A 13,363-nucleotide genomic window follows, 5' to 3' on the forward strand; every position below is an offset into this window, starting at 1 on the left:
CATTTATTTTCTCATGCTGTATTAGTGGGGTTCATTGACTTCCAAAAAATCATTAGCGCCCGGATTTGATAATTCAATTTCTGCCGGGTTTTTATAAAGCCAGCCCAATCCATCAATTGATTCCATAGTAAAACTGCCTTGCGGTGTAGTAATTGTGGCGAAAATAGAATGCTCACCGTAAGTCATAACGACCGGATAATCGGTACCATAACCTTGTAAATGTCCGCTCCAGGTGTAATCGCCATTAGGATTTGTTGTAGTCGATTCCACGTTTGCAACTACACTTTGCCCATTCAACATAGGCAACTGAATTTGCTGGCCAACCGCAGGAAGCTGCTCAGGGTTTTGCTCCAATTGCACAATCGCGTAATCAGAAATTTTTTCACTTAAGGGGATTTTTGGTGTGTCGGTTTTTACATCACCCATTGTCCATGACTTCACATCTGCATTTACCGCAACGGCCGTAGCAGATTGTGGTGAAAACTTTTGTACAGATTGAGCAGGAACAACGGTCGGCATTTCTGCTTTCATCGTGGGAGACGAGTTAACAGTCTGAGGAACAGGAATGGATTCGGCAGTCCACATATGTGCACCCTTCTCCGATTGAGGTACCTGAACCAACAGCATGCTCGCGCAAGCAACAACCACGAGTACTGCAATAGCGAAGATTTTTTGTTTATCAGTCAGCTTTTGAATTTGCATACAGACCTCGCTCAGAAATGAATCTCTCTGTACAAAAATAGATCACCAATTGGCCCTACACTATTTTTATTTCAGTTTTAGCGAAGAAAATCTAAATTCTTTTTTATTAGCTATTTTCGGTTCTAATGAGAACTGGTTCGCACAAATTTTACGGGCAAAAGCACGGGTTGGCGGGTCGTAAACTTGACGCATTTACACATAACGAACGCTAGGTTTTTCAATACGTCATAAACAAGGCGAGCACTAAAATCCAGGAATAAAAAAAGGCAGCCCTAAGGCTGCCTCTTGCAAGCGAAGACGGAACAGATTATTCAGCGTAAACTGGGAAGTCTTTGCACAAGGCAGCCACTTTGGTTTTTACGCTTGCGATGACTTCATCCGCATTGCCCGCTTCCAGCGCTGCAAAAATATCGCAGATCCAATTGGTCAACTGAACGCACTCAGCTTCTTTAAAACCGCGAGTGGTTACTGCTGGCGTACCAACACGAATACCAGAGGTCACAAAAGGTGAACGTGGGTCGTTAGGAACGGCGTTTTTGTTTACGGTGATGTGCGCCTTGCCCAAAGCTTCGTCAGCATCTTTACCTGAATAGGATTTTCCGATCAGGTCAACCAGCATCAAATGGTTTTCAGTACCGCCGGAAACGATATTGATACCGCGCTCAATAAAGGTTTTGGCCATAGCTTTGGCGTTTTTAGCCACTTGGGTTTGATAAGCCTTGTACTCTGGAGTCATAGCTTCTTTGAAGCAAATCGCTTTAGCCGCAATAACGTGCATTAAAGGACCACCCTGACCACCTGGGAATACCGCAGAGTTCAGTTTTTTCTCAATCTCTTCATTGGCTTTGGCCAAAATCAAGCCACCGCGAGGACCGCGCAGGGTTTTGTGAGTAGTGGTAGTGGTTACGTCAGCAATTTGCACCGGGTTTGGGTACAAACCAGCAGCAACCAAACCTGCAACGTGCGCCATATCTACAAACAGGTAAGCGCCAACTTTGTCCGCGATTTCGCGGAAACGCTGCCAATCTACAACTTGTGAGTAGGCAGAGAAGCCCGCTACAACAACTTTTGGCTTGTGCTCCAAAGCCAAACGCTCTACTTCGTCGTAATCGATCAAGCCAGTGGCTGGATTCAAACCGTACTGGATTGCATTGTAATACTTGCCTGACGAGCTTACTTTGGCGCCGTGGGTCAAGTGACCACCGTGAGCCAGGCTCATACCCAAAATAGTATCGCCCGGAGCACAAAGCGCTGCGTATACCGCTTGGTTAGCTTGCGAACCTGCGTGTGGTTGCACGTTAGCGTAGTCGGCACCGAACAATTGCTTGGCGCGCTCAATCGCCAAAGATTCAGTTACGTCTACATATTCGCAGCCGCCGTAGTAACGCTTGCCCGGATAACCTTCGGCGTACTTGTTGGTCAACTTGGTGCCTTGAGCAGCAATCACCATTGGGCTGGTGTAGTTTTCAGAAGCAATCAACTCGATGTGTTCTTCCTGGCGTTTACCTTCATTTTGGATGGATGCCCAAATTTCCGGGTCGAAAGAAGCGATAGTTTGGTTTTTATCAAACATAGAAGAGTCCTAAGCTGCGCAAGACCCGAAACGGGCTGCCGGTTAATGGTAAGGAGGGAAAATTTAGGCGCGCATTGTACATCAAACGGCCAAACGCCTGCCACGCAAAAAACTCATGTAGAGCAAGAATTTGGCTCAAGATCAACAGACCGGCGTTAGCGATTGACTACGGATTGAGCAGAGGCCGATAGCCAGCGGATTAGTTGAATTGCCAACCCACTCACAAATTTAAACATCCCTTAACGGTAAGGCTAAATTCCAGTCGTCCTAACAAAAACTGCCACCGGTTTACGGTAGAAATCAATTAATAGACTTACTATATTAGCGCCCGATAATTTGCCGCTGCTCGTAATGGCTGCTCATTACAAAGTAGATATGTATCCCAGAAATAACGATAGCGTAAACACATTAAGAAATTGTTCAGTTTCGATTCTTTAGTCTCTGGCATTCGCTGGTGATTTAACTGGCAGCGCAAAACCTCCAACCGACCTAAAAGGACTGGCCTCACATGATTAAACGCATATCCTTTATCTTGTTACTTAGCATATTTTCTATCCAACCCGCTTTGGCTGCTGATGGACTCGATTTTTTAAACAAAGCTAACAAACTCCTTGAAGAAAAAAAGCGACTGAAAGAAAAAGCTTCTGAAGGCAGCAGAAAAAATAGCCTGGAGGGCGCGCAAGAAAGCAGGCTCGTCGCCAAATATCCTGGCAGTATTTTAAACGCGCAACAAACAAATGATTTAACACGGGTTGTGCTGCCACTCTCTAGCAACTTAAGAAGCGATACCAAGAATTACAAAAAACTTAAACTGAGCGGCGAGCAATCGGTTTACATTTACGATGTACCAACGGATGTTTCAAAATCTTATTTCAAAGTATTTAACACACTTAAAGAAAACTTGAAGGAAGCTGGCTTTAAAAATCTTTGGGAATGTGATTCTGCCGATAAAAACTGCGGGTACTTTTTCCCTCGACAATTTGTATTTACCGACCGCGGTGAAGATTCCAGCAAAATTTTCAACGCCTTTGATGGGCTCACTAACTTTGTCGATGGGAATTCGGATTACGCCATTTATACTGGCAAAACTCTGCACAGAAACCAGACTTATTTTATAACCTTGATTGTTGGGCAATACAGTTCCAAGGTTCAATACTCATTTGAAATTGTGAAAGCAGATGATCCTATGCAAGATGCTGGCGACGACAGCACTACCGGTGATACAGCTGCAGAAACACCAAGAGACGATAAACTGAAACCAGGACTTGGCGTTGCATTCTTCCCCGGAGCAAAAATCACAGCAGAACACAGCAATGACCTTACCCGCGTAGTTTTCCCAATTTCCGGCAATTTGCGCAACCAGGAAGAAAATTACAAAAAATTAAAGCTCACCGGTGTGCAGCAGGTTCAAATTTTCAACATACCTGCCAACGTCTCTAAATCTTATTTAAAAGTTTTAAGTCAAATGAAGCAAAATTTGGTGAGCTCAGGTTTTGAAATTCTTTGGCAATGTGATTCTGCCGACAATAATTGCGGCTATTTCTTTCCAAGACGCTTTTTATTTACCGAACGCGGTAAGGATGCCAGCGACATCTACCACAAATTTAGTGGCGTAGATAACTTTACCGATGGCAACTCTGACTACGGCATAGTCACCGCCAAAGTGAAATATAATAATCAAACCTGTTTCGCTTTGTTAATTGTGGGCAGCTACAGTTCAGAGGTGCAATATTCACTGGAGTTTTTGGTTGGCGATGATCCTACAGCGCCTCTCAAAAAATAAATCTATGCTGTAAAAAAATTAAGGGCGCTTTATGCGCCCTTTTTCTTGCGTCATTACGAACTCTCCCGCATTTCAACGCCAATATCTCTCATTTAGATCTGCTGTTTTATTCACAATAGGGTTTCATGTTCAGCGCCAAAAACAACCTAGGTTCGGTGCCGCACAGATTCTATGTGTGTCGTTTTGTTACAAAGTCCCTGCAAATTGAAATCGCAAAAAACGATTTGCACCATGAATGCGCAATACAAATTTTTGGCTCAAATTGTGAACGTTTTGGGAACAAAAATGCATTCGCTGGAAATCCTGGATTTAAAAAATTTTGTTGAGTTGGACGAAAAAAATTCTGTCATTGCTGCGTAAAAACTGCACCAAGCCCTTAAAACAAGAGGCTTTTATTCAATTTACCACTACAGAACTTTTTAACTCGCTCAACTTTAATAAACGCGAGTTTGCGGATTGGGTCTTGGTTTTGCATTAATCCAATACCTGCACAGCAAAAGGCCAGCTTGCGAGCTCGCCCCCAACTGAAAAGGAAGATGATGAATGAATAGCTTGCAACGATTGATATCGGGCTTGGCGATAATGTTAGTAGTGACGCCCTTTGCCCAAGCTCAGTCCAACTATTCAATGGGTGCCGGGGATGAGGTTCGCATGACCGTTTATGGTCAGCCAGAACTCACTACCGAAGGTCAAATCAACACCGATGGTACCCTTGATGTTCCCCTGATTGGCGTAGTTAAGGTGGCGGGTCGCTCCAGTGGTGATGCCGCAAAATTAATTGCCGAGCGCTACCAAAGCGGCAACTTCCTTAAAAGCGCACAAGTGAATTTACTCGTCACTAAATATCGCAGCCAAGTCGTTTCGATCCTGGGCAAAGTAAACCGCCCGGGAATGCTGGTGCTTGAAGGTTCAACCTCCCTCACCCAAGCCATTGCCTGGGCAGGCGGTATTTCCGACGCGGGCAATGAACGCGTAATCCTGATTAGGACCGACGCTAACGGCCGCCAGGAGCGCCGTGAATATAACCTGCAAAAACAATTAGAGAGTGAAGCTAGCAGCAACTCGGTAGTCTGGTTGCAAAACGGCGACACGCTTTATATCCCAAATGCTGACCGCTTCTACGTGAGCGGTGAAGTACGCACGCCAGGTATGTACCCGCTAGACCGCCCGCTAAACGTTATGCAGGCCATTGGCGTAGCCGGTGGACCTACCGCCCGTGCGAGTGATCGCTCGGCAAAACTCTATCGCAAACAAGCCGATGGTTCCGTCAAAGAGCTCAAAGCCAAACCCGATGACAAGGTGTTAGACGGCGATGTCATGGTCGTTCAGGAAAGCCTGTTTTAACAGCTCCAATGTGAAGGAATTTATATGATGACCCTCAATAGTTTGCTCCGTATTTTGTACGCACGCCGAGCCACTATCGGCAGTATTGCCCTTGCTGTTATTGCCTTGGCGATTGTGATTACCTTCCTGACGCCCAAGCTGTACATGGCGACTACCAATTTAATTATTGATGGCAAAGGACAAGATCCTGTGAGTGGCCAATCCATGCCAGCACGCATGATGACGGGCTACTTAACGACCCAGGCTGAGATTATTCGCAGCCGCAACGTTGCCAACAAAGTGATTGACCAACTCAAACTCACGACCAAAGAAGATGTTGCGAATGAGCTAGGTTTGCCCGATAACGAAACCGAACGTCGCAAGGCATTACTGACTTATTTGGATAAAGGTTTGGTGGTGGATACCGAACGTGAAAGCAACGTGCTCAACATCAGCTTTAAAGCTAAAAACCCGTTATTTGCTGCTCAACTTGCCGATGCATTTGCCCAGGCTTATATCAACACCAACCTTGAATTACGCATTGAGCCTGCCAAGCAGACTGCCCGCTGGTACGACCAGCAATTGGCGAGCATGCGCACCTCATTGGTGGAAAAACAAAATGCCCTCTCTTCCTATCAGGAAAAGCACGACATTCTGGCAACCTCGGATCGGCTTGACCTGGAATCTGCAAAATTAGCTGAACTCTCATCCATGTTAATTGCAGCTCAAAACGAGCGCCTTAACAACACCACGCGCAATAACCAAATTTCTGGCAACCGTGGCGCACTGCCAGCCCAAGCGCTTGATAATCCCCAGGTACAACGCTTATCTGGCGAGCTTGCCCAAGCCCAAGCGAGGTTAGCTGACTTGCTCACCCGCGTAGGTGAAAACCACCCCCAATATCGCCAGGCGCAAGGTGAGGTAGATTCGCTGAACCAGCAACTCGGCCAAGCCTTGCGGTTTATCAACGGTAGCGTGCGCTCGTCTGTAGAGCTTTCGCAAAGCCGTGAGGAGCAACTGAAAGCCGAATTAGCAGCCCAAAAAGAGCGTGTTTTGCAGTTCAGCCGTAACCGCAACGAGCTGACCTTGCTGAAACAGGAGGTCGACAACTCACAGGCGGCTTATGACGCTGCTTTAGCGCGCGCCACCCAAACCAAACTTGAAAGCCAGGTAGCGCTTACCGACATTTCCATCCTCAACATTGCCCCGGTTCCTACCCGCGCAACTACCCCGCGCACGGCCATGAACCTGATGCTCGGCGTATTAACCGGATTGCTATTGGGTGTTGCAGTTGCGCTTGCGCGTGAGTGGATGGATAGACGTGTGCGCACTCCATTAGATATTGAACAGGGCTTGGGCTTGCCTGTTCTCGCCCGCATTCCCGCACTTACTGTGGGCCGCAGCGGCTTTGCTAACAAACGCTTCCTCACTCGTAACTTTTCATAGCTCGTAACTTTTCCTAAATAGGTGATGAAATGAACGAACTCGCACAAGCTGTACCCGTCGCCAACGCGCGCCAGGAAGCTACCAGCAAAGAACTTGTGAACAAAATTGGCAGAATGCTGGAGAGCCGCGGCAAAATTACCCGCGAAGAATTTAAATCCATCATCTCTGTACAAAACGAACAAAACTTGCGTTTTGGCGATGCCGCCCTGCAACTGGGTTTAGTTGAGCGCGAAGATATTGATGCGATTCTCGCGGAGCAGTTTGCCTACACAGCTCCGCCTGATCGCAACACCACGCTCGATTCCAGACTGGTTGTAGCCTTTCAACCAGACAGTGCGGAAGCTGAGGCATTGCGCAGCCTGCGCAGCGAACTTTTACTGCGTTACTTCAATCGCGGTGAACACTTGAGCCTTGCTATTGTGGGCGCAGAAGATGCCAAAGGCATCGCCCTCACCGCCGCCAATCTCGCCATTAGTTTTGCGCAATTGGGCAAACGCACTTTGTTGGTAGATGCAAATTTGCGTTCACCACAATTGCACAAGCTTTTTGGTCACAACGAGCGCAATCCGGGCCTTACTGATTTAATCGCATCGCGCACCCTGGTTGAACCTATTGCCGTTCCCGATTTGGGCTCGCTCTGGGTAGTTGCTGCAGGAACCCAGGCGCCTAACCCGCAAGAGTTGCTTGCTAGCCAAAATTACGCAGAGCGCCTACAAGATTTATCGGCGCATTTTGAAGTCATCATCATCAATACCCCGCCCCTTAATCACATTGTGGATGCCCAACTAATTTCGGCCCATTCGGGTGCAGCGCTCCTGGTGGTGCAAGAAAATGTTTCGCGTGTGCAAGACCTGGAAACCATTTGCAACACATTGCACGGCGTGGGCGTTCGTTTGCTCGGCGCGGCTTTGCGGCAGTAATTCAGCAATCATGAGGTTAGGATGAAATACTCGCACCCTCACTCATGGACTGAGACTGTGGGTTCACCGGAAATAAAAAATTCGGCACTCGAATCAGGTTCGGTTAGTAACCGTTTTGATGACCGGATGATTATTGCAATTGTGGTAGCCACGGTTGCCTACCAAGCTATCTTGTGCCTGCTCAATACTTACGGGCTGCATGCCTCGCGTACGCTTTTGGGGTTTTCCGAGGCCATTATCCTCACCGCTTGCCTACCCTTTATTACACGCCGCTTATTGCCCGGTGTTATCACGATTATTGCGCTTTCCGGTGCGATGTTTTGTTTGCAATCCCTGGTTAGCGGCCAGGTCAATATCAAAACCTTCCGCGACCTTGCCATTCCACTCTGTTACTTGTGGGTGGGGTGCAATATTGGCCGCGTAGACCTGGCCAGCCGTGCGCTTACCTGGGCCATCTGGGTTGTATTGGTGATGGGGGCCATGGAGCTGTTCTTTATCGACCAATACACCAACTTCTTCGACATTTTCAGTTACTACGTCAATACCGGTAACCTCGACCCGGTACCAACCTACAACAACAGCAAGCTGCAACTTAACGGTATACGCCCGGAAGGCATAGGCCGCACTTTGCTACCTGAATTGTTGGGCGCCCACCGTGTCTCCTCTGTATTTTTGGAACCCGTATCCCTTGGCAATTTCGCCACCATTTGCGCCGCATGGGGGTTGAGCCTGAATAAAACCGAACTGCGCAAAACTGTATTTTTTGTGGTTATGGCGGTGGTGATGATTGTGATCTCGGATTCTCGTTTTGCCTTAACCACCGTAAGCTTGATGATTGCCATGCGGTTGGCGATTCACGGCCGCGCGCTCTACTTGCCTGTGCTAGCGCCCTTCGCAGCCATTGCACTGCTAATCGCCCTTGGCGAAAACGGCGGCAAATTTGTGGAAGATAGTTTTTACGGAAGGCTGGCACTTTCTGGTAATGCGCTACACGAATTCGATATTCCCATGCTGTTTGCCATGACCGTTTCCAGCCCCTACGCAGATATGGGCTACGCCCATTTAATTTCAGCCTTCGGATTACCTATTTCGCTGCTGCTCTGGTTTGGTCTTTGGCTTTTGCCCATGCCCGACGAGCAAGGCCAGCGCTTCCGCGCCTTTGCGGCCATCTACATCGTTTTAATTTTATGCGTGAGCGGCTACTCGCTCTATGCACTCAAAACCTCTGGTGTGCTCTGGTTTCTGGTCGGCTGCTGCCTGAAAAACCCAGCACCTATTCCAAGTCGCCCCGGCATTAACGATTACAAGCGCGCAGCTGATGCACGCGCTGAAATGACCCTTGAGCCCATTTTGCTCGATGTAGGTAATCAGATCAGGAGAAGAACGGATGTCTATTAAAGTTACTCACATAGTTCGCCAATACTTACCGTCGATTGGTGGAATGGAAGAAGTCGTGCGCAATATTGCCATGCACCAATTGCGTCATAGCAATCAGCAAACCCGCATCATTACGCTCAACCGCCTGTTCCGGAATGCGAATACCGAGCTGCCCGAGCGCGAAATAATCGACGGCATAGAGGTTATCCGCCTGCCTTTTTACGGCTCCAGTCGTTACCCCATCTGCCCCACAGTTTTGCGCGAGCTTGGTGACACCGATGTGATCCACGTTCACGGTGTGGATTTCTTTTACGATTTCCTCGCGGCCACCAAATGGCTGCACAAACGCCCTCTGGTTTTGTCTACACACGGTGGATTTTTCCACACCCAATTTGCGTCGCGTGCAAAACAAACCTATTTCAAAACAATCACTCGGTTGTCGTCCTTTGCTTACGACAGTGTGGTCGCTACCAGCGCTAATGACGGCGAGTTGTTCAGCCAAATTATGCGCAAGCCAAAACTGCAGGTGATTGAAAATGGTGTGGATACTGAAAAATACGCCGATGATGCTGCACTCGAATTACAACCCACCCTGATTTATTTTGGCCGCTGGTCGTCCAATAAAGGTTTGCTTGAAGCATTGGATTTATTCGCCCAATTGCGCGAGCGCGACGACCGCTGGCATTTGATTATTGCGGGGCGCGAATACGATCACAGCCTTGCGGAACTTCGTGCACAAGTTGAAGCACTGCGCCTTAACGGTCACGTCACTCTCGCTGCTAATCCTAGCGACGAGGAAATTAAAGATCTCATCCAACAGGCCAGCTATTTTCTTTGCTTGTCGCATCATGAAGGTTTTGGTATAGCACCCATTGAAGGTATGAGTGCGGGTTTAACGCCGGTGCTGAGCGATATTCCACCCTTTAAACGCTTGGTAGGTAATTCCGGTTTGGGTTTCAACATCAGTAATGAAACCAGCGCATCCGACGTGATTGATCAGCTTTTGCAGCTGCATGAACAAGGCGAATCAGCCTATGCAAAACGTCGCAGCGCCGCTATGGCATTCGCTAAACACTATGCCTGGTCTAAAGTCGCAGACCGCTACCTTGAAATTTATGAAGACCTCGCGGGCTCTGACAAGGGCCAGCTGCAGGGAGAATTTCAACCATGAACCAGCTCCTCAAATCCGGCTGGGTGAAGCTGATACTTTTCAGTTTTATAACAAGCCCCTTACTAGCCGCAGCGCACTGCTTAAATCAGGAGCGTTTGACGGGCGTTAATTTGAGTGGTGCTGAATTTAATTCATCAAAACTGCCCGGCACGCCTTACAAAGATTACACATTTCCCACCGAAGCAGAACTCACCTATGTAGCAGCGCAAGGTGCAAATGTTATTCGCTTGCCGTTTCGTTGGGAGCGCGTACAACCTAGTGCAATGGGGGCATTGGCATCTGCAGAACTGAAGCGAATTCAAGGCACAGTTGCATCCGCTAGCGCAAAAGGTTTGTGCGTGATTTTGGATGTACACAACTACGCAAAATATTACAGCCAAACTTTAAATGGCGATGCAGCACTGCAAAATGCTTTTGTAGATTTGTGGCAACGCATGGCCATTGTATTTAGCGATCCCAAACAAACCGCGTTTGGTTTGATGAACGAGCCCAGCTACATGCCACGTGAAGAATGGGCAAGTCTCGCTAAACGCACTTTGTCCGAACTGCGCAATGCCGGTTCAACCAATATGGTGTTTATTGCTGGCGGCCATTGGAGCGGATTGCACGATTGGTTCTCCCCTGCGGTGGGTTTGTCGAACGCCAATCTTTTTGCAGACGTTAACGATCCGCTCAAACGCACTGTATTAGAAGTTCACCAATATGCCGACAAAGATTTTTCCGGCTCGGGTAGCACCTGTCGCGCCGTAAATGAATTCGATCCATTTTTTACCAAAGTCACCGAGTGGGCAAAGGTAAACCGTCAGAAATTCTTTTTGGGTGAATTTGGTATGCCACAAACGCCCGAGTGCATGCTGGCGCTTGAACGCTTTCTTAGCCTTATGACCGGCCCCGAATGGAAAGGTTGGACTTATTGGGCCGCAGGCGGTTGGTGGGGCAAATATCCCTTAGCAGTCAACACTGGCTCTGCTACGCCCTCACAACAATGGCCCATTATGCAGAAATATTTTTATCGCGGCGCGCCGGCGAAAAAAGGTCCGCCCATAGCACCACTACCACGCACCCGCAAAAATTAATGCTTTGTGTTTTCTTGGGGAGAAAATTTTATGAACTTGAAAGATGAATTAAATGAGATCACTGCTAACAGCCCAAACTACACGGACGATAATGTTTATTTAGTCTTGTCTGCGCATGATTATCGCTCACCGCGCCGCGCAAATATTCATTTTATTACGTCGGAACTTGCCAAACGCGGACGCACGCGTTTTTTCTCGTTGCGTTACAGCCATCTTTCAAAATACACGTCTGACCCGCGCATTTCACTCGACTATGCAGCCAACCAAGTTGGAATTTATCAGGGCGTGGAATGTTATTTGTGGAAAACAACTATTCATCCATTCAACACTCGTCGCCGCTGGTTGCGCCCGCTCGAAACCGCCATGTACAACTGGTACAGCAATGGCTACAACCAGGTACTGCGCAATTGGATTGAAGAAGCTACGGTTATTTTATTAGAGAGCGGTGTTGCGCCCGTGTTTTTTGATCTCATTAAAGAATTGAATCCCAACGCAAAAATTCTCTATCGCGCATCAGATGCATTGGAAACAATCAATGTGGCCGAATACGTGAACAAAACCTTTGCACGCATCGCGAGCCAATTAAATACAATTGCACTGCCTTCCAAAGCACTCGCAGAAACGATTCCCAGTAAACACAATCTAGCCTTTGTTCCTCATGGAATTGATCATTCTGTTGCGCAACAAGCAGATCCTTCACCCTACGAATCAGGTATTAATGCGGTGTCTGTGGGCTCCATGTTATTTGACCCGGATTTTTTTGTGCATGCGGCAAAACGGTTTCCCAATATTACATTTCATATTATTGGTTCGGGCCAAGCCACTCACCCCGATTATGGTGACAACGTAAAAATCTACGGCGAAATGCCATTCAACAAAACTTTGTGTTACATCAAACACGCGGATCTTGGTATTGCCCCCTATTCCAGTGACAACATGCCCGCCTATTTACGTGATACCTCAATGAAATTAATTCAATATGATTTTTTTGAGATTCCGGCAATTTGCCCATTCTTTATTGCAGCGGATTATCCCAACCGTTTTGGTTACGAAATTGGCAATGGCGATTCCATTGAGCATGCGATCAAGCGCGCCCTAAATCCTAGCAAACCTTTAATTGCACAACGGGTTTTAAGTTGGAGCGAAGTTACTGAACGTATGTTGCAACCGCAACTCTATCGCGACACGGAGATGAGTCTATGACGGCCTATGCACTCGCAGACAAAGAAATTTCCGACACTCTGATACTTGGTGGTTTTCCGTTACTGCGAACCACCTCGTCAGATTTATCAAAACAATTAGGACAAGTATTGGATACGAATGAACAGCACCTGCTTTTCTTTGCCAACACTAATTTTATTGTTAAGTGCCAGCCCCTGCAAAAAAGTATGAGTGCGGTTAACACACTTATCGTAAACGACGGCATAGGTGTCGATATAGGCACCTGGCTAATCCACCGCAAAAAATTTCCAGAAAACCTTAACGGAACAGATTTTATTCCCCAGTATTTAAATAGTGTACGGGATAAGGCACGGGTATTTTTATTTGGCGCCAAGCCAGGCATTGCGCAGCGAGCCGCAGAAACCTTACGTAAAGTTCACGGCGTAAATGTAGTTGGGACTTGCGATGGCTATGAACAGGCTAAAAGTTCCAACCAACTAATTAGCGATATGAATGCCGCAAATGCCAATGTGATTTTGGTGGCTATGGGAAATCCTGCGCAGGAAAAATGGATTTTGGAACATCATCATCAATTAAATGCATCAGTTTTTATTGGTGTTGGCGCGTTGCTGGATTTCCTGGCGGGCGACAAGCCGCGTGCGCCACGAATAGTTCAGAAGCTTCGCCTGGAATGGTTCTATCGTTTGTGCCTTGAGCCCTCCCGGTTAATGCGTCGCTACACATTCGACATAGCCATCTTTCTGGCCTTGTGCTTAAGCACTGCAAAAGTACGAAAGACGGATTCACCGCTTAATTAAATGATCAGGTAAA

The 13,363-nt window shown here is 47.5% G+C and carries 12 protein-coding genes; 10 read left to right on the top strand and 2 right to left on the bottom strand.

From position 1 onward, the window contains the following. Positions 1–21: 21 nt before the first annotated feature. Positions 22–702 carry a protease inhibitor BamI-like protein gene (locus IE104_RS09965; RefSeq protein WP_189417945.1) on the bottom strand — a complete coding sequence of 227 codons (681 nt, stop codon included), beginning with the start codon at positions 700–702 and terminating at the stop codon, positions 22–24. 307 nt (positions 703–1,009) lie between these two features. Further along, positions 1,010–2,275 (bottom strand): serine hydroxymethyltransferase, encoded by a 1,266-nt coding sequence (gene glyA, locus IE104_RS09970; protein ID WP_189417947.1) that lies wholly within the window; start codon positions 2,273–2,275, stop codon positions 1,010–1,012. Positions 2,276–2,783: 508 nt separating this feature from the next. Between glyA and IE104_RS09975 the strand changes: the two genes are divergently transcribed. From IE104_RS09975 to IE104_RS10015, 10 genes are all read left to right on the top strand, one after another. Continuing rightward, on the top strand, positions 2,784–4,058 hold the full coding sequence (locus IE104_RS09975) for a hypothetical protein (protein ID WP_189417948.1): 1,275 nt from the start codon (positions 2,784–2,786) through the stop codon (positions 4,056–4,058). A gap of 231 nt (positions 4,059–4,289) precedes the next feature. Further along, complete coding sequence (locus IE104_RS19110) at positions 4,290–4,418, top strand: hypothetical protein (protein WP_268247516.1); 129 nt, start codon at positions 4,290–4,292, stop codon at positions 4,416–4,418. Positions 4,419–4,601: 183 nt separating this feature from the next. After that, positions 4,602–5,402, top strand: a complete 801-nt coding sequence (locus tag IE104_RS09980; RefSeq protein WP_189417950.1) for an SLBB domain-containing protein — start codon at positions 4,602–4,604, stop codon at positions 5,400–5,402. Positions 5,403–5,426: 24 nt separating this feature from the next. Further along, the gene (epsF, locus tag IE104_RS09985) at positions 5,427–6,827 is read left to right on the top strand and encodes a chain length determinant protein EpsF (RefSeq protein WP_229837763.1); all 1,401 of its coding nucleotides are present in this window, start codon (positions 5,427–5,429) and stop codon (positions 6,825–6,827) included. Positions 6,828–6,856: 29 nt separating this feature from the next. After that, entirely contained in the window at positions 6,857–7,747 is an 891-nt protein-coding gene (locus tag IE104_RS09990; RefSeq protein ID WP_189417951.1) for a CpsD/CapB family tyrosine-protein kinase, read from the top strand. 21 nt (positions 7,748–7,768) lie between these two features. After that, entirely contained in the window at positions 7,769–9,145 is a 1,377-nt protein-coding gene (locus IE104_RS09995) for a polysaccharide biosynthesis protein GumE (RefSeq protein ID WP_189417953.1), read from the top strand. Next, positions 9,135–10,295 (top strand): glycosyltransferase family 4 protein, encoded by a 1,161-nt coding sequence (locus IE104_RS10000; protein ID WP_189417955.1) that lies wholly within the window; start codon positions 9,135–9,137, stop codon positions 10,293–10,295. Before IE104_RS09995 ends, IE104_RS10000 begins: the two co-directional genes overlap by 11 nt. Continuing rightward, entirely contained in the window at positions 10,292–11,371 is a 1,080-nt protein-coding gene (locus IE104_RS10005; RefSeq protein WP_189417957.1) for a glycoside hydrolase family 5 protein, read from the top strand. Before IE104_RS10000 ends, IE104_RS10005 begins: the two co-directional genes overlap by 4 nt. 30 nt (positions 11,372–11,401) lie before the next feature. Then, entirely contained in the window at positions 11,402–12,574 is a 1,173-nt protein-coding gene (locus tag IE104_RS10010) for a GumK N-terminal domain-containing glycosyltransferase (RefSeq protein ID WP_229837764.1), read from the top strand. Next, positions 12,571–13,350 (top strand): WecB/TagA/CpsF family glycosyltransferase, encoded by a 780-nt coding sequence (locus IE104_RS10015; RefSeq protein ID WP_189417958.1) that lies wholly within the window; start codon positions 12,571–12,573, stop codon positions 13,348–13,350. The genes IE104_RS10010 and IE104_RS10015 overlap by 4 nt, the downstream gene beginning before the upstream one ends. Positions 13,351–13,363 lie beyond the last annotated feature (13 nt).

Origin of the sequence: Cellvibrio zantedeschiae (genome assembly GCF_014652535.1) — a bacterium.
Lineage (GTDB): Bacteria > Pseudomonadota > Gammaproteobacteria > Pseudomonadales > Cellvibrionaceae > Cellvibrio > Cellvibrio zantedeschiae.